Annotated in this window: 23 protein-coding genes; 7 read left to right on the forward strand and 16 right to left on the reverse strand. The window is 41.1% G+C overall.

The window, feature by feature from the left end:
• Positions 1–19: 19 nt before the first annotated feature.
• The 10 genes from mnmE to OFO12_RS04605 all read right to left on the reverse strand — a co-directional run bounded on the left by mnmE (position 20) and on the right by OFO12_RS04605 (position 10,025).
• Positions 20–1,351, reverse strand: a complete 1,332-nt coding sequence (gene mnmE, locus OFO12_RS04560; RefSeq protein ID WP_270869643.1) for a tRNA uridine-5-carboxymethylaminomethyl(34) synthesis GTPase MnmE — start codon at positions 1,349–1,351, stop codon at positions 20–22.
• Positions 1,351–2,088 (reverse strand): Jag N-terminal domain-containing protein, encoded by a 738-nt coding sequence (locus tag OFO12_RS04565; protein WP_270866149.1) that lies wholly within the window; start codon positions 2,086–2,088, stop codon positions 1,351–1,353. Before OFO12_RS04565 ends, mnmE begins: the two co-directional genes overlap by 1 nt.
• The gene (yidC, locus tag OFO12_RS04570) at positions 2,078–3,661 is read right to left on the reverse strand and encodes a membrane protein insertase YidC (protein ID WP_442867981.1); all 1,584 of its coding nucleotides are present in this window, start codon (positions 3,659–3,661) and stop codon (positions 2,078–2,080) included. Before yidC ends, OFO12_RS04565 begins: the two co-directional genes overlap by 11 nt.
• 2 nt (positions 3,662–3,663) lie before the next feature.
• Positions 3,664–3,993 (reverse strand): membrane protein insertion efficiency factor YidD, encoded by a 330-nt coding sequence (gene yidD, locus OFO12_RS04575; protein WP_270859068.1) that lies wholly within the window; start codon positions 3,991–3,993, stop codon positions 3,664–3,666.
• Positions 3,990–4,322: a ribonuclease P protein component gene (gene rnpA, locus OFO12_RS04580; RefSeq protein ID WP_333720327.1), complete on the reverse strand. Its 333-nt coding sequence runs from the start codon at positions 4,320–4,322 to the stop codon at positions 3,990–3,992. Before rnpA ends, yidD begins: the two co-directional genes overlap by 4 nt.
• Complete coding sequence (gene rpmH / locus OFO12_RS04585) at positions 4,310–4,444, reverse strand: 50S ribosomal protein L34 (RefSeq protein WP_270859069.1); 135 nt, start codon at positions 4,442–4,444, stop codon at positions 4,310–4,312. Before rpmH ends, rnpA begins: the two co-directional genes overlap by 13 nt.
• A 101-nt stretch (positions 4,445–4,545) precedes the next feature.
• Complete coding sequence (locus tag OFO12_RS04590) at positions 4,546–5,904, reverse strand: TolC family protein (protein WP_270869644.1); 1,359 nt, start codon at positions 5,902–5,904, stop codon at positions 4,546–4,548.
• A gap of 2 nt (positions 5,905–5,906) precedes the next feature.
• The gene (locus OFO12_RS04595) at positions 5,907–7,835 is read right to left on the reverse strand and encodes a MacB family efflux pump subunit (protein ID WP_270869645.1); all 1,929 of its coding nucleotides are present in this window, start codon (positions 7,833–7,835) and stop codon (positions 5,907–5,909) included.
• A 16-nt stretch (positions 7,836–7,851) separates the two neighbouring features.
• A complete protein-coding gene (locus tag OFO12_RS04600) occupies positions 7,852–9,036 on the reverse strand; it encodes an efflux RND transporter periplasmic adaptor subunit (protein ID WP_270869646.1) in 1,185 nt (394 codons plus the stop codon).
• Between the two features lie 131 nt (positions 9,037–9,167).
• Positions 9,168–10,025 (reverse strand): EamA family transporter, encoded by an 858-nt coding sequence (locus tag OFO12_RS04605; protein WP_270869647.1) that lies wholly within the window; start codon positions 10,023–10,025, stop codon positions 9,168–9,170.
• Positions 10,026–10,192: 167 nt separating this feature from the next.
• Between OFO12_RS04605 and glmU the strand changes: the two genes are divergently transcribed.
• The 7 genes from glmU to OFO12_RS04640 all read left to right on the forward strand — a co-directional run bounded on the left by glmU (position 10,193) and on the right by OFO12_RS04640 (position 17,122).
• Entirely contained in the window at positions 10,193–11,494 is a 1,302-nt protein-coding gene (gene glmU, locus OFO12_RS04610; protein WP_270869648.1) for a bifunctional UDP-N-acetylglucosamine diphosphorylase/glucosamine-1-phosphate N-acetyltransferase GlmU, read from the forward strand.
• A complete protein-coding gene (gene coaBC, locus OFO12_RS04615; protein WP_270859075.1) occupies positions 11,487–12,668 on the forward strand; it encodes a bifunctional phosphopantothenoylcysteine decarboxylase/phosphopantothenate--cysteine ligase CoaBC in 1,182 nt (393 codons plus the stop codon). The genes glmU and coaBC overlap by 8 nt, the downstream gene beginning before the upstream one ends.
• Before the next feature lie 3 nt (positions 12,669–12,671).
• Positions 12,672–13,349 (forward strand): polyprenyl diphosphate synthase, encoded by a 678-nt coding sequence (gene uppS, locus OFO12_RS04620; protein WP_270869649.1) that lies wholly within the window; start codon positions 12,672–12,674, stop codon positions 13,347–13,349.
• A 383-nt stretch (positions 13,350–13,732) separates the two neighbouring features.
• On the forward strand, positions 13,733–14,485 hold the full coding sequence (locus OFO12_RS04625) for a prepilin peptidase (RefSeq protein WP_270869650.1): 753 nt from the start codon (positions 13,733–13,735) through the stop codon (positions 14,483–14,485).
• Entirely contained in the window at positions 14,478–15,509 is a 1,032-nt protein-coding gene (locus OFO12_RS04630) for an LptF/LptG family permease (RefSeq protein ID WP_270869651.1), read from the forward strand. Before OFO12_RS04625 ends, OFO12_RS04630 begins: the two co-directional genes overlap by 8 nt.
• A gap of 1 nt (position 15,510) precedes the next feature.
• The gene (truA, locus tag OFO12_RS04635) at positions 15,511–16,212 is read left to right on the forward strand and encodes a tRNA pseudouridine(38-40) synthase TruA (RefSeq protein ID WP_270869652.1); all 702 of its coding nucleotides are present in this window, start codon (positions 15,511–15,513) and stop codon (positions 16,210–16,212) included.
• A gap of 91 nt (positions 16,213–16,303) precedes the next feature.
• Positions 16,304–17,122 carry a hypothetical protein gene (locus OFO12_RS04640; protein ID WP_270869653.1) on the forward strand — a complete coding sequence of 273 codons (819 nt, stop codon included), beginning with the start codon at positions 16,304–16,306 and terminating at the stop codon, positions 17,120–17,122.
• Positions 17,123–17,449: 327 nt separating this feature from the next.
• Here the strand turns inward: OFO12_RS04640 and OFO12_RS04645 are convergent, their stop codons facing one another.
• From OFO12_RS04645 to OFO12_RS04670, 6 genes are all read right to left on the reverse strand, one after another.
• The gene (locus OFO12_RS04645; RefSeq protein ID WP_270869654.1) at positions 17,450–18,214 is read right to left on the reverse strand and encodes an energy transducer TonB; all 765 of its coding nucleotides are present in this window, start codon (positions 18,212–18,214) and stop codon (positions 17,450–17,452) included.
• Positions 18,207–18,590, reverse strand: a complete 384-nt coding sequence (gene exbD, locus OFO12_RS04650) for a TonB system transport protein ExbD (protein ID WP_270869655.1) — start codon at positions 18,588–18,590, stop codon at positions 18,207–18,209. Before exbD ends, OFO12_RS04645 begins: the two co-directional genes overlap by 8 nt.
• 1 nt (position 18,591) lies before the next feature.
• Entirely contained in the window at positions 18,592–19,005 is a 414-nt protein-coding gene (exbB, locus tag OFO12_RS04655; RefSeq protein ID WP_270869656.1) for a TonB-system energizer ExbB, read from the reverse strand.
• Between the two features lie 217 nt (positions 19,006–19,222).
• Complete coding sequence (locus OFO12_RS04660) at positions 19,223–19,798, reverse strand: cytidylate kinase-like family protein (RefSeq protein WP_270869657.1); 576 nt, start codon at positions 19,796–19,798, stop codon at positions 19,223–19,225.
• Between the two features lie 9 nt (positions 19,799–19,807).
• Entirely contained in the window at positions 19,808–20,500 is a 693-nt protein-coding gene (locus OFO12_RS04665; protein ID WP_270864542.1) for an LrgB family protein, read from the reverse strand.
• Positions 20,497–20,880 (reverse strand): CidA/LrgA family protein, encoded by a 384-nt coding sequence (locus OFO12_RS04670; RefSeq protein ID WP_270861882.1) that lies wholly within the window; start codon positions 20,878–20,880, stop codon positions 20,497–20,499. Before OFO12_RS04670 ends, OFO12_RS04665 begins: the two co-directional genes overlap by 4 nt.
• Positions 20,881–20,949: the final 69 nt, after the last annotated feature.

A 20,949-nucleotide genomic window follows, 5' to 3' on the forward strand; every position in this document is an offset into this window, starting at 1 on the left:
GGCTAAATAAGATATAAAATCACTTTCCTAAGCAAAAATTCCCAAACATTTCATCTAAAATTTCGTCCCTCTCAAAGGGCCTAGAAATCGATGAAATCTGCTCTATGGCGCGATTCATTTCATAAGCAAAAATTTCAAGCTCGGCCTCGTTTAGCTTTTCGCGCGCACTTTTTAGGGCGTTTAGTGCGTTTTGGCAAGCATTGATTTGGCGAGTATTACTTAGCATAAGTCCGTCGAAATTCTGCGAATTTAGGTAAATTTCAAGCTCTTTTAAAATCTCATCGACGCCCTTTTTGGCTGAAATTTTAAGTGGTTTTTGCGCAAAATTATATGCAAAATTTTGCGCTAAATCAGATTTGTTTAAGATATAAAATATTTTTTTATCGCTTTTTTGCTCCAAAATTTGGACGATTTTTTCATCTTCGTTCTCAAATTTCGCAGAGCTATCAAACACAGCCAGGATAATATCTGCCTCATCAATCGCCTTGATTGAGTATGAAATGCCGATATTTTCGGTCTTGCTCTCGCCATGCCTAATGCCTGCTGTATCAATGATACGGATTAGGTGAGTGCCGATTTTAAGGCTCTCTTCGATTCTATCCCTAGTCGTGCCAGCCTCATCGCTGACGATTGCGCGCTCGTAGTTTAAAAGCGCGTTTAAAATACTGCTTTTGCCCACATTTGGTTTGCCTACGATCGCGACCTTAAAGCCCTCGATTAGCCCTTTTCTGCTCTTGCTAATCTGGGTGATTTTTTCTAAATTTTCTATGTTTTCATTTAGCATTTTTAGCGAATTTTCAAGCACATCGTGCGGTAAATCCTCCTCAGCATAATCAATGCAAACTTCGGCAAATGCGAGTGTTTTGACAAGCTTAGCGCGCAGGTCATTTACAAAGCCTTCAAGCTCGCCGTGCAGGTTACGAGATAAAATTTTAGCCGCACTTTCTGAGCGAGAAAGTATCAAATCGCTAATCGCCTCAGCCTTGCTTAAATCCATTTTGCCGTTTAAAAACGCCCTTTTGCTAAACTCCCCAGGCTCAGCGATACGCGCTCCTAGCGCAACCACGCTATCAAGCGCCATAGACGAGCTAATAAGTCCGCCGTGTGTTTGGATCTCCACGACATCTTCGCCAGTGAAGCTATGCGGAGCTTTGAAATATATAAAAATCGCCTCGCCAAATTTCACCCCGTCTGCGCCGTATAAATTCGCTAGTGTGGCGTGGCGCGGTGCGAAGTCATTTTTATGCGAAATTTCGCGCGCGATTTGCAGGGCGCCTGCCCCACTTATGCGCACGATTGATATTCCACCGACTCCGTGAGCGGTGGCGATAGCAGCGATTGTTTGATTCATTAATTTTTTTCGTCGATTATGATGATTTTGCCGTTACGAGTGGATTTGATACCGATCGTGCGATCCGGGAAGCTTTCTTTAATCTTGTCGCTAGCGATTTTGACAAATGCCCCGTCAAATGGCTTGGTTACGATTTTTGAGCCGTTTGCGTTCGCTTTTAATGCGCCCACATACGAGTCGATATGTTTGCTTTGGTTTTGCAAAAATTCAGCCACTTCGAAAACGACAGAGAGGTTGTATTTCATACTAATCCAGTTATAAATCATATACGAAAACGCCTTGTATCTGTGGCCTTCCTTGCCAATTAGTAGCGCGCTATCATCGCCGTCGATTTTGATATAGACGCTGTTTTCATCGTGAATTTTAACCTCGCAAACACTAAGATTAAATCCGCTTTGTGCGATTAAATTTGTGATTTTTTGCTCAATATCTTTGCAAATTTCATCATTTATGGCAGCTTTTGGCTTTTCTTTGCGGACTTTGTGCGAATTTGCACTTCTAGTTTTTTGCGAATTTTGCGGTTTTTTCTCGTCATTTGGTTTTTGGCTTAAATTTTCGCTTTGTGGAAATTTCTCACCCTTTTTGACAACCTCGATAATGGCATTTTTCTTAAAAAAGCCCAAAAATCCGCTACTTGGCTGTTGAATTACCCTAATATTTAGCTCAGTAATCGAACACCCAAACTCATCTGCTGCTTTTTGGTAAGCTTGCGTTAAATTTATCGCTTCAATTTTCATGTTTTTTCTCCGAAATTTGGGCTTGCTTTTGGCGAGCAAAGATTTTGTTTATGACATATTGTTGCACTATCGAACACATATTATTCACAGTCCAATACAGCGTCAAGCCAGCTGGGAACATTAGGAAAAATACACCAAACATTAGTGGCAAGAATTTCATTACCTTCTCTTGCATTGGGTCTGTAAATGAAGTAGGCGTGATTTTTTGCTGTAAAAACATAAGCGCTGTCATCAAAATCGGCAAGATATAATATGGATCTTTTAGCGATAGATCGTGGATCCACATAGCCCACTCGGCACCTTTTAGCTCGATTGCGTTTAAAAGCACGCGATAAATCGCGAAAAATACCGGAATTTGAAGTAGTATCGGCAAACATCCGCCCATTGGGTTCGCGCCATTTTTGCGATATAGCTCCATCATGTGCATTTGCAATTTTTGAGGATCACCTTTGTATTTTTCTTGCAACTCTTTCATTTTTGGGGCTAAATCTTTTAGCTTATTCATCGATAACATACCCTTGTAGCTAAGCGGAAAGAGTGCTGCGCGGATAATTAGCGTAAGTATCACAATCGCCCAGCCCCAGTTGCCTACATGGCTGTAAATCCAGCGCAAAAATTTAAACATAGGCCTTGCGATGAAGGTGAACCAGCCATACTCAATGACATTAGTTAGCTTTGGATCTACCTCTTTTAGGGTTACATAATCCTTCGGTCCGATATAGCCAATGCTCTTAAAATCGCCGTTTGCTCTAATGAAGGCTTGCGAAATATCGTTTGCGCTAGTAATCGTGGTGTTTAAATTTTCGCCAAAAAATAGGCTTGTGTAGTATCTATCTGAGCTAGCCACAAATACAGCGTTTTCGACGCGTTCGTTTTCGCTCACATCGCCGTCTTCAAAAATCTCGACTGTATCGTCGCTTTTGCCAACTGTGATTCCGTGGATTGTGTATCCATCTACCTCGACATCAGGGCGAGAGCCAGGTGTGATAAAATACGAAGTCGGGCGGTTAAATTTGATATCGATTTCGTAACTTCCATTTGGGTTAAATTTCAAATTTTTGCTAACCACAAAATCGCCTAAATTTTGCGTCAAAACCACGCTAGCTGTGCTGTTTGTGATATCTAATCTATCAGCGGAAGCAGTATATGGAGTAGAAAATGCTAATTCGTTTAAGCTAGCGTCTTCGAATCTGATTTCAAGCGGTTTTGAATCGCCATCTTTGCTGATTAAATTTATCGGTTCGCCATCTTTTGTAAATTTTTTATCATTTAGTGTGTATGAGCTAATGCGACCAAAATTATCAATCGTAAAATTCGCCTCTTTGCCGACGATTTTGACTAACTGATTTTGCGCGCTCGCACCTGCGCTTGCGCTTGGAGTTATGCTAGCACTTGCGCTAGTTGGGGCTTGTTTTGCCACGCTTTGCGCACTTTGTGCGACAGTGGCTGTTTTGTTCGCCTCCATAGCAGCTCTGACTTTTGACATATAAAAATGGTCGTATGCCACAAAAAACAAAAAAGCTAGCAAAATAGCTAGTCCTAGGCGTTTTTGTTGGGATATTTGATCTAACACGATTATCTCCTAAATATTATATAATACTGATTTTTTGAATATGGTATAAACCAAATTTTTGGTTTTACGCCCAAAGCACTGTTTTTGCATGCCCAAAAAAAATTAAATTTAAAATTATGCTTGATGATAGGGTGATCTATTCCGCCCTTGAAAAAAGGGTTGCACTTTAAAATTCTAATTAATGTAGCAAAAAATGCGTGTAAGGGGTGGTTAAATTTAAACTGATAGAGCGCGTAAGTAGAGCATGTGGGATAGTAGCGACAACTCGCAGGTAAAAGAGGTGAAATAAAGGCTCTGTAAAATTTAATCAAAAAAACACAAAAATTTCTCATTTTATCGAACCTATCTTTTTAAAAGCCCAACGCAAACTTCGCTCTATCTCTTTAAAACTCATGTTTTCAATCTGTTTTTTTGCGATAATGATAAAAGTGCCATCTTTTAATAAATTTTGCTGATTATAAAACGCCGCTCTTAGCAGGCGTTTGGTGCGATTTCGCTTAACCGCATTTCCAATCTTTTTACTAGCTATCGCACTAAACCTGCGCTCGCCGTCCATAAAATACACGACAGCGCAATCACAGTGCCATTTCGCAGCACTTTTATAAACTTCTGAAAAAACCTGATTTTCGCTTATCGGAGCGAAACTACCTACGCAGCCAATCTTGCTCTACCTTTGGCGCGTCTTGCGTTGATAACTTTGCGTCCATTTTTTGTTTTCATTCTTACACGAAAGCCGTGTGTGCGCTTTCTAGGGGTGTTGTGTGGTTGATATGTTCTTTTCATATTCTTCCTTTTTTAAAAAATTTAAGGTGTGGATTTTACAAAAATTTTACTTAAAAAGCATTGAAAAACTAAATTTTTCAATGCTAAACAAATTTTAAAATTTAAAATTTTTGGCGAAATTTACCAGCCATAGCGCGGTAAATCGAAATTTCATTTTGCATACTCGCATATCTTTGCGCAAGTAGATTTATTCGCGCCGAAATCGCACTCGATCTAGCCTCCAAAAAATCTTTTAGTTCGCTAGCACCTGCGTCGTATTTGACGCGGTAAATCCGCTCAATCTCGCTGGCTGTTTTGTAAGTATCGGCTAAATTTGCAAGCCTTGCGCGATTGATTTCGTAAATTCTATACAAATTTAGCGTCTCATTTACTGCGCCACTTAGGGTTTTTTCGTAAGAATTTCGGTAAGCGTAAAAATCCACCTCAGCTATCCTTAACTGCGATTTTAGCCGTCCATAGTCCAAAAACGGCAGACTAATGCTGACATTTCCGCTCAAAAATTTCAAATCAAATCCATCGCTAAATTTATCTGTATTTGCTGAATTTAACCCTGCGCCCAAATTTACGCGCGGGAAGAAATTTAGCCTTGCGCGTCTGTGGTCATAAAACGCCGCATTTAGCCTAGAAATCGCGGCTCTAATGTCTGGGCGATTATGCAAAGCAGTGTAAGGCACACTAAGGTCTGCGCCTAGAAATTTCACGCTCTCAATGCTTGGCAAATCTGCGCGAAACTCCAATTCAGGCGAGATTAAATCACGCATAAATTTGCGGTTATCCTCGATATTTTTCTCGATTTCCAAAACGCGGTTTTTAAGGCTCAAAATGCTGTTTTGCACCTGCTTGTATTCGATGAGCTCAGATCTGCCGTAATCATATTTTGCCTTGACGATTTGCTCGATTTGCGCATAATCTTTTAAATTTTGCTTCGTCCATTTTAGCGCGTCGTTTAGATAAAGCATCTCAAAATATCCGCTCACGACCGAATTTATCAGCGTCAAACGGGCGTTTTGCAAGTCAAACACACTCGCACTCGCGTCCCACTCGCTAGCATTTATGTTCGAACGAATCCGCCCAAAAAGATCTAGTTCATAGCTGACATTAAAGCCAGAGCTATAAGTCTTGCTCCACTCATCGCTTCTGCTAATATCGCGGTTCGTACCCGCTCCCCACGAAGCCCCAAGCGTAGGGAATAAATCCTCTTTGCTAAGACCTAAATTCGCATACGCGCGCTCCAAATTTAACGCCGCTGCGCGCAAATCGTGGTTTTTCGCCAAAGCCTCATCAACAAGGGCATTTAAATATGGCTGATTGTATCCCTTATACCAATCCTGCGCGATTTCATAGGTTTCGTTTTCGTCTATAAAGCTATCTTGCACTTCGTAATCAAGGTTGCTATTTATCGCGGCACACCCGCCAAAAAACGCCACGAAAACTGCGCTTACAAATATATTAAATTTCATCTCTACTCCTGTGCTAATGCGTCGATTGGGTTTAGTTTGCTTGCACTTCTTGCTGGCAAATACCCGAAAATTATCCCGATAGCAGATGAGGCCGCAAAGGATACGAGTATCGGTGCAATGGTGAATTTCATCGAAAAATCAGGGCTTAGCGAGTTAAAACTAAATCCGATTAAAAGCGCAAACAAAATTCCCAAAATTCCGCCGAACCAGCATAACAAAATCGCCTCGATTAGGAATTGTTGCAAGATATTGCCCTCTTTGGCGCCGATTGCCATGCGGATTCCGATCTCTCTGGTGCGCTCGGTAACTGAGACTAGCATGATATTCATTACGCCGATTCCACCCACGATTAGCGAAATAAAGGCGATTGAGCCGATTAAAATTTTCATCGTGCCTGTCGTGCTCTCTATCGTTTGCTTAATCGTATCTGAATTTCGCGTATGAAAATCCCTCGTGCCGTGGCGCTGGATTAGTAGCTGTGTGATACTCTCCTCAGCCATTGCGGTGCTGACATCGTCTTTGATTTTGACCGTAATCGAGCTAATCTGCCTATCGCCTGAAATTTTATCAATCACGGTCGTATATGGCGCATACACGCGCAAACTCTCGCTACTACCAAAGGCGTTTTTATCCTCGCCAGCTATGCCGATTATGCGTAAAGCCCTGCCGTTGAATAAAATCGTATTTCCAAGTGGTTCCACGCCTTTAAATAGCGTTTTTTTGGTGTTTTGATCGATGATGATGACAGAATTTGAGTATTTTATATCATCTTCGTTGAAATTTCGCCCCTCTACCACATCTATTCCGCTAACTGCGAGCGAATTTACATCACCGCCAAAAACCTGCCCCGTCGCACTCATACTAGCGTAAGTTAGCGTTCCGCTCGTGCGTGAGTTTGGCGTAGAATAATCCACATAAGGCTGGTGCGCTAATGCTAGGGAGTCGTTTTTGGTTAGAGTATTTATCCCGCCTGCTCTAATATCGCCGAAATTTCGCCCCGGATAGACACTGATAGTATTTGTGCCAATCGAGCGGATATTTGATAAAATCCTCTCCTCTGAGCCGTTTCCTAGGGCAACGACGCAGATAACCGAGGCAATTCCGATTATAATTCCAAGCATTGTCAAAATCGAGCGCAACTTATGCGAAAATATCGCGCTAACTGACATTTTAAAGCTCTCTATAAACTGATCTTTGGCGGAGAAAAGCGAGCTTTCTTTTTCTAGCTTTTCTTTATGTAAATCAAAGGTGCGCCCCATTTTGACATTATCGCTTAAAATTTGCCCGTCTTTGATCTCGACAATCCTATCAGCGATTGAGGCGACATTGCTATCGTGGGTTACGACGATTATAGTATGACCTTCTTCGTGGAGTTTTTTTAAAATCTCCATTACCATGACGCCAGATTTGCTATCAAGCGCGCCTGTTGGCTCATCGGCTAGGATTATCTCGCCACCATTTATGAGAGCTCTTGCAATAGAGACGCGTTGCTGTTGTCCGCCTGAGAGTTTGTTTGGCAAATTTTTCGTGCGATCGCCTAGCTCTAAACCTTCTAAAAGCTCTATTGCGCGCTTGATCCTAGCATGAGATGGCACGCCTGCATACACGGCTGGTAGGGCGACATTTTCGGTAGCGTCGATTGAGGCGATGAGATTGTATTTTTGAAAAACAAAGCCAAATTTCTTGCTTCTAAGGCTTGCAAGCTCATCTGAACTAAGCTTAGCAACCTCTTTATCGTCGATTTTATAGCTTCCGCTAGTTGGGGTATCAATACAGCCAATGATATTCATCAGCGTGGATTTTCCGCTACCGCTTTGACCGATGATTGATACGAATTCGCCAGCTTTTATATGCAAATTTATATCTTTTAGGATATGAACCTCATCGTCGCCGAGTTTGAATTTTTTGTTTATATTTTCTAACTTTATCATGGCTAAATTTTAAATTTTAAAATCTCATTCTAGGAGCGCGTCCGCCACTGCCATCGCCGATTTGATTGGCGTTTGAACCATCTGCGATGATAATCTCATCATCATCGCTCAAACCACCCAAAATTTCGGTATTTAAATCATCGCTAATACCCTTTTTGATATAGGTTTTCTCTGAGCCAAAAGCCCTTTTTACCATGACATAATCCCCATTTTCATCGCGTTTAATCACAGAAGTTGGCAGATAGTTTGTATCTTCTGCGTGATTTACGATGATTTCGCACTCTGTCGTCATGCCGATTTTTAGGTAATTATCTCTATTGTCGATTGAGGATTTGACATAAAAATAAACAGCGCTTTTTGATGAGCTCGCGCTCGTGCTAGCCTTGTCGTAGCTGCCATCACTTAGCGTAGTAAGACCTGGGTCTATGTGTGAGACATGGGCTTGGCGCACATCGTTGAGATTTGAGAGAATATAGTATTCTACCGGCGTGCCGACGCTGATTTTAGAAATATCGCCCTCGGCGACTTCCATTTTTATCTCCATTTTGCTTAAATCCGCGATTTTTGCGATTGTTGGCGTGGTTTGGTTGGCATTGACCGTCTTTCCCTCTTCGACCGGGACTGATACGATTGTCCCGCCAGTAGGGGCTGTGATTTTGGTGTAGCCTAAATTTGTCTCAGCTGTGCTTAAAGAGAGTTTGGTCTGCTCGATTTGCGCTTCGATCTGTTTTTTGGCTGCCTCTTTTGCAGCGAGATTGTTTTTGGCGTTTTCTAAGGCTTCTTTCGAGGTCGCGTTTGCTTTATAGAGTTTAAGCTCGCGGTTGTATTGGATCTGGGCATTATCGCTAGCTATTTTGGCTGAAACCAAATTTGCCTCATAGATATTTAACTGCGCCTTTTCCTTGGCGATATTGTTTTCTTGGGTAACTGAGTCGATTTGGGCTATCATATCGCCAGCCTTGACCACATCGCCGACTTTGACATAGAGCTTTTTGATTTGACCGCCTACTTGCGCACCCACATCGACTAACTCTTGCGCATAAACCTCGCCAGTGGCTGTCACGGTGCCACGGATATTGCCTTTTTGCATTTTTGTGGTTAGGATTTTTGGGGCTTCATCTTTTGCGCCAAATTTTTTATACGCGAAATATCCGCCCAAAATCAGGGCTAAAATAACTAAAATTTTGACTATTTTTTTCATCTTCTCCAACTTTTTTTTAAATTCAAATCCGCAATTTTAGCGAACAAATTTAAACCTAATGAAATTTTGCGAAATTTTAATTACAATTTCTATCTCTAAATTTTACGAAAGCTAATCAAAACTAACCAAATTTAGGCTTTTGCGTAAAATTTCATTATTTTTTTGTGTAGGATTAGTGAAAATGCGATTATCACGCTACCGATTAGGAATTTGCCAAGCTCAGCGTCTTTATGCCAAAGGGCTAAATTTACGATAATCGCGGCTGGGATTAGAGCGTTATTCATAATCGCAAGCATGCCAGCATCAACTTCGCAAGCGCCTTTGTTCCACAAAAAATAGCAAAGCGCGGAGCTTACCACGCCCATAAAAATTATGATTGCGACCTGCTCTGCGTTTGGATTAAATTTCGCCGCGTTTCCAAAAAGCGCCGCCACAAGCGCGCACGCAATCACCGCGCCTAGGAAAAAATAGCCAAAAAGCTCTTTTTGCTCGCCAAGGCCCTTGCTTTCGCACAGATATTTATACGCGCTCTGACCTGCACCAAAGCACAAATTCGCCCCTTGAATCAGCAAAAATCCGGTTAAAAACTCAGAATTTATGCCATTAAATTTAATCACAAACGCCCCTAAAACCGCAAATGAGACGCTAAGTAGATAAAGCGAGCGAAAACGCCTAGCAAACGCGTCATATATCAGCGTTACATAAAACGGCGTAAATATCGTAAAAAGCGCCACTTCATAGACTTTAAGATACGCAAAACTTTTGTAATAAAAAATATACATTATGCCAATTTGCACTGCGCCAATCGCGCAAATTTGCCCTGCTAGGCGCAAATTTACACCCCTAATTTTCATAAACGGCACGAAGCACACAAACGCCAAAGCCACGCGCGAAAGCGCCAAATACGCGCTATCAATCCCGCGCAAAAACTCGCCAATCAGCGAAAAGCTAAACGCCCAAATAAAGGTAACGATGATAAGTTTTGTCAAAATTTGCCCCAAAATTTTAAAAATTCTAAGGATTTTATAAAATTTGAGTTTAAATTTAAATTACAAATTTTTTTAGCGGTAAATTTTAAAATTTCAGCCCGCAAAAGTAATCTTTTATTAATCTTTGCTGTGATAAAATCCCTAAATTTTTATTTTTTAGGAAAATTATGAGTGAAATTTCAGTAGTAATTCTAGCCGCTGGTTTTGGCACGCGTATGAAGTCAGACCGCCCAAAAGTCCTATTTGAGCTTTGCGGAAAGTCGATGTTAAGCCATGTTTTAGAGCGCGCGTATGAGATTAGCGATGATGTGAGCGTGATTTTGCACTATCAATTTGATCGTGTCAAAGAGGCAGTTTTGAGCGAGTATCCAAACACCAAAATTTACAAACAAGACCACGAAAACTTCCCAGGCACCGCAGGCGCACTAAAAGATATCAAATTTGATAGCCAAAAAACTCTAATCGTATGCGGCGATATGCCACTAATCGACAGCGCGGATTTGCGCTCGCTTTGCAGTAGCGACGCAGATGTCGCCCTAAGCGTATTTCGCGCAAAAGATCCATTTGGATATGGCAGGGTTATCACAAAAGACGGCGAAATTTTAAAAATCGTCGAGCAAAAGGACGCTAGCGAGGAAGAAAAACTAGTTTGCGACGCTAATGCTGGGTGCTATTGCTTCGACACAAAGGTGCTAGAAAAAATACTGCCTCAAATCGCACCAAACAACGCCCAAAAAGAGTATTACCTCACAGATAGCATAAAAATTGCCAAGGATATGGGCTTAAAATGCTCTGCTGTGTGGGTTGATGAGCAAAATTTCATGGGCATAAATGATAAATTTGCGCTAAGCGTGGCTGAGGAAATTATGCAAAATCGCATAAAAGAGCGCTTGATGAAAGCTGGCGTGCTAATGCGCCTTCCTAGCACGATTTATATCGATTGCAGGGCGAAATTTATCGGCGAGTGTGAATTGCAAGAAAATGTCAGCATTATCGGCGAGTGCGTGATCGAAAACTCTATAATCAAAAGTTCAAGCGTAGTCGAAAGCTCACTTATCAAAAATTCTGACCTTGGCCCTATGGCGCACATACGCCCAAAATGCGAGATTGTGGGCACTCATATCGGAAATTTCGTCGAGCTAAAAAATGCAAAGGTTAATAATATCAAAGCAGGCCATTTAAGCTATCTTGGAGATTGTGAGATTAGTAGTGGCACAAATATCGGCTGCGGCACGATTACATGCAACTATGACGGCAAGAAAAAATACAAAACCATAATCGGAAAAAATGTCTTCGTAGGCTCTGATACGCAGTTCGTAGCCCCAGTTAAAATAGGCAATGATGTCATCATAGCAGCGGGCTCAACTATCGTTTCAGATGTCCCAAATGGCGCACTAGCGATAGCTAGATCAAAACAAACAAACAAAGCTGAATTTTTCTATAAATTTTTTAGGAGCAACAATGAGTAAGAAGAAAATTTTACTAGCAGTTTGTGGAAGCATTAGTTTTTATAAAGCGTTTGAAATTCTCTCTGCGCTTAAAAAGGCGAATTTCGATGTTTATGTCGCACTTAGCGAGGGTGCGAGCGAGTTTGTGAGCTACAAGGCTTTCGAGGCTTTGTGCGATCACCCTGTGCTATGCAGCGGCAACGAAGACTGGCAAAAAGGGGTAAATCACATAAACTACTCAAAAGTAGATTTAGTCTTAATCGCTCCTGCTACGGCAAATACGATAAACAAGCTTGCTTGGGGAGTTTGCGATAATGTATTTTTACAAACCATAAACGCAGCCTTCGCCAAAGCCAAGGTCGTAATCGCACCAGCAGCCAATCCTGCGCTACTTGAAAACAACATAACCCAAAACTGCATTGAAATTTTAAAAAGCAATGTCAAAGCCTTGTTTGTCGAGCCTATCGAAAAAATGCTAGCTTGTGGCGAAAAGGGCAAAGGTGGCCTAGCCACCACAGAGGCGATACTTCAAACCGTAAAACGCGCAATCCATAAGGATAAATTTTGGGAAGGCAAAAATGTCGTCATCACAGGCGGTCCAACAACCGAGAAAATCGACAATATCCGCGGAATTACAAATTTTTCTAGCGGAAAAACCTCAAAGGCAATCGCGGACGCATTTTATTATCTAGGCGCAAATGTAACGCTGATTTCGAGCGTGGATTATCCAAATTTGCCTTATAAACTTACGATTTTTGAGAGCACAATCGGTCTAAAATCAGCCCTTGATAGCACGAAATTCCCTGATGGCTCATACCTGATAATGGCAGCAGCTGTTAGCGACTACACTCCAAAAGTCCGCTACAAAGGCAAGGTCAAAAAGACAGAAATCGGCGATGTGTGGAACCTGCGCCTTGGCAAGACCGATGATATCCTAAGCTCAGTGCATGCAAATATCAAAAAAATCGGCTTCAAGCTCGAAACCGACAAAGAGACCGCACTAAACGAAGCAAAACGCATGCTAGATGAGAAAAATCTCGACGCAGTGTGCCTAAATACGCTAGATGATGTGGTAAAACTAGGTGGCGATGTCACGAGAATCACGCTTTTGACAAACGATTTTATTACCGAGCTAGACACTGCGAGCAAAGATGAAATCGCGCTAAAACTAGCAAACGAACTTAAAAAAATCTAAATCGTGAATCAATTAAACCATTTAGCAATCATTATGGACGGCAATGGGCGCTGGGCTAAAAAACGCGCCCTTCTGCGCACTGGCGGGCACGAAGTGGGCGCACAGGTCGTGCAGAGTGTCTGCGAATTTTGCATAAACGAAAAAATCCGAAATCTAACTCTTTACGCATTTAGCACCGAAAATTGGAAGCGACCAAAAAGCGAAGTTGAGTTTTTGATGAAGCTTTTGGCGAAATTTTTGGTTGATAAAAAAGAAAGTTTTTTGGCAAATGGGATAAATTTCAAAGCCGTCGGAGATATAGCGAAATTTAGCGATGATTTGAAAAGCAAAATTTATGATTTGCAAAATTTTACGCAAAATTGTGCGAATTTAAATCTAAATTTGGCGATAAATTACGGCGCGCGTGATGAAATCGTGCGAGCGTGTCGTGAAATTTCAAACGCTGGGGGCGAATTTAGCGAGAGCGAAATTTCAGCGCACCTAGATACCGCTAGAAGTGGCGATGTGGATTTGCTAATCCGCACAGGTGGCGAAAAACGCATTTCAAACTTCTTGCTTTGGCAGGCAAGTTACGCCGAACTTGCATTTAGCGATACTTTGTGGCCAGAATTTTCTAACGCAGAATTATCGCAAATTATCAGCGAATTTAAAAACAAAAATCGCAGATTTGGTGGTTTATAATATCACAAAACAAAAATACACAAAATTCAAACAATCTAATAAAATTTAAAAGATTTTGAATTTTAAAATTTTGGAATTATAAAATTTCGGCGCAGTATTTCCAAAATAAAATTCCAAAATTCAATGATAATTCTTCAAATTACTTCGTTTTCTACGAAAGCTCGCAACGAGTGCAAATTTGCATGCTTTAAATTTTTAACTCGTAGGTTGCTTCGTTGCTACCACACAGCTCCTCGCAATGACAAATTTAGCAACACTATTAATTTACACAATGACAGCAAATTTCGTAAATTTTAAATTTCACTCCCGAATTTGCCCAAAATTTAGCCAAAAAATTGTAAAATAGCCGTTTGCAAAATTTATCAACTTAATAATGGATTTTTATGGAATACTACCTTTATATGGCGATTTTCGCCCTTTTTGGCATCTGTGTCGGCTCGTTTAGCAATGTCTTAATCCACAGGCTTCCGCGTGGCGAGAGTATCAACTTCCCTGCTTCGCACTGCCCTAAATGTGGCACTCCGCTGAAATTTTACCACAATGTCCCGCTGTTTTCATGGCTGTTTTTGGGCGGAAAATGCGCATTTTGCAAAGAAAAAATCTCTATCCGCTATCCCATAGTGGAGTTTTTAGCTGGCGCGCTAGCCGCGAGCGCGTATATCTGCGAGCTAGATATCATCAAAGCCGCTATTTTAGCGCTACTTTTCATACTTTTACTAGCACTTTCGGCAATCGATTTCGAGTTCAAGGCCGTGCCAGATAGCCTACTTTTCACAGCTACTGCACTTAGCTTAGTCTATCCTTTGCTTTATGATTTTGACATTAGCTTGCTGTATCCAGCTGCTGGGTATGGGCTAGCGTTTTTCGCCCTTCGTCTCATCATCACAAAGGTCTTAAAGCGCGAAGCCATGGGCTCAGCCGATATTTTTATCGCCATAATCATTGGCGCGATTTTGGGCTGGAAGCTAGGCGGTATCGCGATTTATATCGGCGCGATTTTGACCTTGCCAGCATACGCAATCGCCAACAAAAAAGGCTACGAACTGCCGTTTGTGCCGTTTTTATCAGCTGGGCTTTTGCTTACGATTTTATTCAAAGCTCAAATTTTAGAGCTTTTGGAAATGATTTATGGATAGAGTTCAAAAATACCTATTTAGCAACTTCATAAGCTCGTTTGCGTCGCTATTTAGCACGCTTTTTATCATTATGTCGATTGTGTTTTTCTTGCAGATTGCGCGCATTACCTCATTTATCGAGATAAATTTGATAGAGCTAATCAAACTCTACCTTTTTATGCTACCGCGAATTCTCATTTTCACCGTGCCGATTGCCTTTTTTGTCGCCCTTAGCATGGCGCTTTTCCGCCTTTCGAAAGAAAACGAGACAATCGTGCTTTTTACTATCGGTTATGTTACGCGCAAAATCGCTGTGTTTTTCGGCGTGATTGCGGCGATTTTTTCGGTTCTTTTGCTCTTTATTTCGCTTGTGATGATGCCAATCGCCGAAAATCTCAAAGACAATTTCATCGACTACAAAAAAGTCAGCGCCACGCTAAATATCAAAGCTAGCGAATTTGGGCAGAAATTTTCGGAGTGGATGGTTTTCATCGAGGGTGAAGACGAGGGCGAAAACGGCAAAATTTATAAAAATTTAGTATTTTACAACCACGGCAAAAAGGGCGAAGATGAGCGCATAATCATCGCCAAAAAAGGCGAGTTTATAAGCGAAAATCAAAGCTTTTCCGCACTTTTGCATGATGGCAAAATCTACACCGTGGATAGCGACGAGTGGCATATCACTGAGTTTGACGAGCTTATCATACGCACACTTTCTAAGAGCAATATCCGCACAGGAAGCGATGTGCTAGGATACTGGCGCGAAATGCGCAAAAACGACAAACGCAAAAAAGATTTCAGCATTTATGTGCTTGTTTCGCTATTTCCGCTAGCAAGCGTGCTTTTTGCGCTAAGCTTTGGAATCGTAACTTACCGCTACGAAAAGGGCTTTATTTACGCTGGGATTTTCGGGGTGCTTTTTAGCTATTTTGCGCTGATTATGATACTAGCCAAACGCCCACAAATCGCCATTAGCGTGACATTTTTGCTGACATTTATCCTATCTTGGATTTATTATAACTTCAAAATCAAACCGCGATATTAAAATGCAAAATTTACTTCTTACCTACGCTTATAACGGCGCGCGATTTTGTGGCTCGCAGTCCCAGCCACATGGTCGTAGCGTCGAAGACACGCTCAAAATCGCGCTAGGCAGGGTCGGGATTTTTGGCGCGCTTACCACTAGCTCTCGCACAGACAAGGGCGTGCATGCCCTGCGCCAAACAAGCACCGTAAAATGCGAACTCTACCAAAGCTTGCCGCGCCTTAAAGAGCTCATCAATCGCCACTGCGCGCCATACATTTTCGTGCGCGACCTGCGCGTGGTAAGCGATGAATTTCACCCAAGATACAGCGCCAAAGCTAGGGCGTATCGCTACATCATCAACCACGGCGAATTTAACCCATTTCTAAGCGATTTTCAAATTTTTATGCCCAAATTTGAAATTGAAAAGCTAAATTTGATTCTTGCGAAATTTATCGGCGAGCACGATTTTAGCGAGTTTATGAAGGTTGGAAGCGAGATAAAAAGCCCGGTTCGTGAAATTTTCGTAGCGCGCGCGTATTCGCACAAAAATCTCAGCGTGGTAAATTTCGTCGCAAACGGCTTTTTGCGTGCGCAAGTGCGATTAATGCTAGCAAACGCCCTTGCCTCGCTCAAATCAAATCGCCCCCTAGACCTCTCCCGCGCCCTCACCCGCATACCAGCCCCACCAAATGGACTTTATCTCTCAAATGTGATTTACTAAATTTTACATTTGATTAAGCGGGGTTGAATTTGTAAAATTTGATAAATTCAGTATCACAGATACTGACCGAGATTTTATAAAAGGATTAAATTTGGATAATGAAAAAATAATGCGAGAAAAAGCAGAGCAAATGACTAAAAAAGCCGAAATGAAAATTCAACAAGCAAAAGAAAAAGAAACTAAATATCAACAATGGCTAAAAAACAAAAAACAAACCGACCCAAATTTTAGGGATTATGATGCAAATCCATTGATAATACAAAGCTATGAAGAATTTTTTGTATTTTCGTTATTTGTGCCGTCTTTAATGATTAGTGGGATTTTTTATAATTTATTTGAAAAATTATATCTAGCAAATAGCGGTAATTTAGATATTTGGCTTATTCTTTTTCCGATTTGCTGGATAAGTATTATTTTTATGTTTCAAAAAACGCATTTTTCACACCATAAAATTAAATTTACAAATAGATATATTGAATTTTATGATTATGGGAAATTAAAAAGGCGATGTGAAATTGTAGAAAATAAAATGGCAAAACCATTTTTTACTTGTTGTGATGTAAGCAATCACAAACAAAATATTGTCACTATGTATTTTATGATTATGTTGGTTGTATTTTTATTCTACAAACCTATATTAATTGTTAGTTTAGCTGTATCTTTTTGTTTTTCATATATTTTTATAAGATTTTTCTTTTATATATTTTTGAATAAGAGTTTAAAAGGATTTGAAATTTTTTCATCTATTCAAATTGATAATCCGGCTAAAACTGCAATCGGTTCGCCGTTATCAATTAGATATTTTATGATTTATCTATATAGTGATGAAATATATAGTGAAGTAAAGAAATATTTTTTACAAAAAAATATAAATATTGATAATTTACCAAAAAGGTATTCAATTTTTTGATAACAAATTTAATAAAACCAATTTTTTTAAAGGAGAGAACTATGAGTTCAACAGGTAGTAGAGAAGTATCGTAAGGTTGGCGTCCTTGCCCACAAAAAAAAGATAAAATAATTTAATAATCATTTAAATAAAGCTTCTTCGCTTTGCAAAGCTTTACTAAAAAACCAAATCGTAATTTAATCTCGTAGATTGCTTCGCTTTCTGTGAAAGCTCGCAATGACAATGGCTGGTAAATTTTCCTTAATCTGTCATTGCGAGCGAGTGAAACGAGCGTGGCAATCTACAAATTTAAAATTTAAAGTCGCTAAATTTGCAAAATTTTGAAATTTATTTCAGCACAAATCGCACATTTACGACAAAAGTTCGCGCACTTGTCGTGGGCGGAAATTTCGATTTCGTGCGCTCTATCGCCTTCAAAACAGCCTCATCGAGCGCCTCCACACCAGAACTAGCCGTGATCTTTGCGCCCTGCACCGCGCCACCTGGCAAATACGAAAACTCCGCCTTTACCACGCCGGTTTGCTTACGCATTTTCGCGCTTTTTGGGTAGTTTTTTTGCGCATAGGCTGCGATGATTTTTTGTATCACGCCACCGATATTATCGCTCTTGGCGTTGCCTTGTATGTTTGCCATGCCCGCTTTTGGTGCGCCTGCGCTAGCATTAGTTTGGGCTAAATTTGGCAAATTTGCGCCTGTTTTGTTGCTATCGAAATTCTTTTTTATAGCCTTTTCTTTTGCGATTTTTTTTGGTTTTGGTTTTGGTTTTGGCTCAGGTTTAGGGAGCGGTTCAGGCTCTGGCGTAGGCTCTGGCGTAGGCTCTGGCGTAGGCTCTGGTTCTGGCGTAGGTTCAGGGGCAGGCTCAGGTTCAGGTTCAGGGGCAGGCTCAGGTTCAGGGGCAGGCTGTGAATTTTGCTCAGCTAAATTTTCCACATTTTCGGGCGCAGTATCACTCAAAGCGACGAAATTTTCGATTCTAATCACGCTTAGAGCTTCATCTTGCATCAAATTTGGCGCCCTGAAATTCGCAAACGCAAGCCCAAGCAAGGCAATATGCAAAACGAGCGAAGTAAAAAATCCAATTGCGCTATTCATCTTTTTTCGTCACAATTGCGAAATTTTCGTGATTTAGCTCTTTTAGGGCGTCCATTACGATGACGAAAGCCTCGAATTTGGAGTTTTTGTCGTTTTCTAAAACAATCAAATCATGCTTTTGCAAATGCTCTAAATTTGACTTCAAAGCCTCGCTATCCACGGCAATATCATCGACGAAAATTTGCGAGTTTTCATCAATTTTAATGGTGATTTTTTTCTCTTCGCTTGGGCTTTGCGCGCTTTTGGCACTTGGCAAATCGACCTTGATTAACCCTTGTGCGATGAAGGTCGAAACGCTAAGCGTAATCGCTAGCAAAACCAGCATAATATCGATAAATGGGACGATATTTAGCCCCTCTTTCCTAGGTAGTCGCATTTTAGCCCTCGTAGCGATTGAGCATGACATCGACTTTGCGCAAAAAGCAATTGTAAATCATCAGCGTAGGCACAGCGACCAAAAGCCCCAGCGCAGTGGCTTTGAGCGCGAGAGAAAGGCCTTGCATGATAGCCTTTGCGTCGATATTGGCGCTCGCGCCCATGTCATAAAATGTAATCATAATGCCAGCCACAGTGCCCAAAAGCCCGATATACGGGGCGTTAGAATACACGATATAAAGCGTGGTGAGATTTTTGCTCAACGCCTCCTCATACAGCGCCTTGCTTTTGTAGTCTTTTGGCGATACTCTTCTGTAAAACAGCACCCGCTCTATGCTAAACCAAACGACCAAAAAGCTCATAAAAACCAAAATAGAAATAATTATATAATCAATATAGTCTTTTAGAAAATCCATAAATTTCCCCCGTGGATAAAATTTGTAAATTTTGCTTATCAAAAATACAGTAATTTTGAAAATAGCGAAAAATCGGGGTATTTTAACGAAATTTAGAATATAAGTCAATAACTTTTATCAATATCAATCAATTTTGAAAGCAAAATTTTTAATAAATTCTCTCAAAATTGATTGTATAAAATTTTATACTACGCGCTATAAGTTTTGAAAATTTAAATCATTTTGTGCTCAAATTTTCTTTAAATTTAATCAAATTTTCCACGATTTGCGCCGCGCCATCGACACCGCAAAACGATGTATTTATGCAGATATCATAGTTTTGCGACGCGCCCCAAATTTCGTTCGTGTAATACCTATGAAAGCTCGCTCTGCCAGCGTCTGAGTTTTCCATAAACTCCCTGACATCGCCCTTAGTTTCGCTAGCAAGGCGAGCGAGTTTAAACTCGTCCTCAGCGCGCAAAAACACACGCAGCAAATCCCCCCTACTGCGCAAAAAATACCCAGCGCAACGCCCCAAAATTATGATATTTCCGTCATGTGCGATTTGGCGATAAATTTTGGCTATGCGTTCGCGCTTCTCTTCGTTTGCGATTTCGTTGTGCGAAATGGCGTGCAAGAGCATATTTATGGGCATTTCGTTGTAGAATTCATACATCATCTCAAAGCACCCCAAAGAATCGGCTCGTTTGAGCAAATCCGCCTTTTCGAGGTAAGTGTATCCCAGCCTAGCTGCCAATTTTTGGGCTAGTTCGCGCCCACCTGCCCCCGTTTGTCTAGCGATTGTGATTACCATAAAATTTCCTTAAATAAAGTTTGCAAAAATACTGGCCCCAACCACGGTAAAAAGCCCGGTTACAGCCATCGCCAAAGACGCCATTGCGCCCTCGATATCTCCGATTTCAAGGGCTTTTGCTGTCCCCATAGCATGGCTTGCGCACCCAAGCGCAATCCCCTTTGCTACGGATTTTTTTATGCGAAATAGCCTTAAAATCGCCTCTCCAAATATATTTCCTAAAATCCCCGTTGCGATTATGCACGCCATGGTCAAATTTACGATTCCGCCCAAACTCTCGCTAATACCCATGCCAATGGGCGCGGTTACGGATTTGGGTAGCAGTGTCACATAGAGCGCATGGTCTATGCCAAAAATCAAAGCCAGCGCGTAAATACTGCAAGTCCCAGCCAGCACGCCCGCAAACAGCCCCGCAAAAATCGCGACAAAATTTTTGCGCAAAAGCGAGAGTTGTTCGTATAATGGCACCGCCAAACACACCGTAATCGGTGTCAGGAAAAAGCTCACATGCGCGGCACTGGCGTTAAATTTATCGTATGGGATATCCACTATCACCAGCGTCAAAACCGTCAAAATCGTCCCCACCAAAAGCGGGTTGAAAATCGCTAGTTTGAAGCGTTTTTTCAGATAAATTCCAGCCTGAAACGAAATCAAACACAAAAAAACGCCAAAAAACGCCGAATTTATGAGTATCTCTCTCATTTTTCGTCCTCGTAGAGCTTTTTGCGCTCTTTTTCTAGCGTTTTTTCGTAATAAATCTGCGTTACAAATCCGCTAGCACCCATTACCAAAATCGTAGAAATCACCACAATCACGATTATTGCCCAAAAATTCGCCATCAAAACATCGCCAGCTACGATGATAGCAGCCCCTGCCGGGATAAAAATCACAGGCATTATCTGCATGAAAAACGACGCACTCTCCCTGATTTGCGAGATTTTAACCACCCTAAAAATCAAAGCCAAAAGCATAAGTATCAGCCCGTAAATACTAGCTGGTATGCTAAGCGGGATAAGTTTGGATAAAATTTCAGCGCACAGAGAAATTCCTAAAATAATGCTAAATTGCTCTAAAAATTTCAAATTTCAACCTCCAAAAATTCGTCGAAATTTAGCGCAATTCGAGTAAAAAAAATATTAAATTTATCTAAA

It is taken from the genome of Campylobacter sp. JMF_04 NA10 (assembly GCF_027737655.1).
GTDB lineage: Bacteria > Campylobacterota > Campylobacteria > Campylobacterales > Campylobacteraceae > Campylobacter_B.

Coding starts and splice junctions, on each gene's coding strand:
- mnmE (WP_270869643.1), bottom strand. CDS start 1,351: ATGAATCAAACAATCGCTGCTATCGCCACCGCTCACGGAGTCGGTGGA.
- OFO12_RS04625 (WP_270869650.1), top strand. CDS start 13,733: ATGGAATACTACCTTTATATGGCGATTTTCGCCCTTTTTGGCATCTGT.
- exbD (WP_270869655.1), bottom strand. CDS start 18,590: ATGCGACTACCTAGGAAAGAGGGGCTAAATATCGTCCCATTTATCGAT.
- truA (WP_270869652.1), top strand. CDS start 15,511: ATGCAAAATTTACTTCTTACCTACGCTTATAACGGCGCGCGATTTTGT.
- yidD (WP_270859068.1), bottom strand. CDS start 3,993: ATGAGAAATTTTTGTGTTTTTTTGATTAAATTTTACAGAGCCTTTATT.
- OFO12_RS04595 (WP_270869645.1), bottom strand. CDS start 7,835: ATGATAAAGTTAGAAAATATAAACAAAAAATTCAAACTCGGCGACGAT.
- OFO12_RS04630 (WP_270869651.1), top strand. CDS start 14,478: ATGGATAGAGTTCAAAAATACCTATTTAGCAACTTCATAAGCTCGTTT.
- exbB (WP_270869656.1), bottom strand. CDS start 19,005: ATGGATTTTCTAAAAGACTATATTGATTATATAATTATTTCTATTTTG.
- coaBC (WP_270859075.1), top strand. CDS start 11,487: ATGAGTAAGAAGAAAATTTTACTAGCAGTTTGTGGAAGCATTAGTTTT.
- OFO12_RS04660 (WP_270869657.1), bottom strand. CDS start 19,798: ATGGTAATCACAATCGCTAGACAAACGGGGGCAGGTGGGCGCGAACTA.
- OFO12_RS04590 (WP_270869644.1), bottom strand. CDS start 5,904: ATGAAATTTAATATATTTGTAAGCGCAGTTTTCGTGGCGTTTTTTGGC.
- OFO12_RS04645 (WP_270869654.1), bottom strand. CDS start 18,214: ATGAATAGCGCAATTGGATTTTTTACTTCGCTCGTTTTGCATATTGCC.
- OFO12_RS04600 (WP_270869646.1), bottom strand. CDS start 9,036: ATGAAAAAAATAGTCAAAATTTTAGTTATTTTAGCCCTGATTTTGGGC.
- OFO12_RS04665 (WP_270864542.1), bottom strand. CDS start 20,500: ATGAGAGAGATACTCATAAATTCGGCGTTTTTTGGCGTTTTTTTGTGT.
- glmU (WP_270869648.1), top strand. CDS start 10,193: ATGAGTGAAATTTCAGTAGTAATTCTAGCCGCTGGTTTTGGCACGCGT.
- rpmH (WP_270859069.1), bottom strand. CDS start 4,444: ATGAAAAGAACATATCAACCACACAACACCCCTAGAAAGCGCACACAC.
- OFO12_RS04565 (WP_270866149.1), bottom strand. CDS start 2,088: ATGAAAATTGAAGCGATAAATTTAACGCAAGCTTACCAAAAAGCAGCA.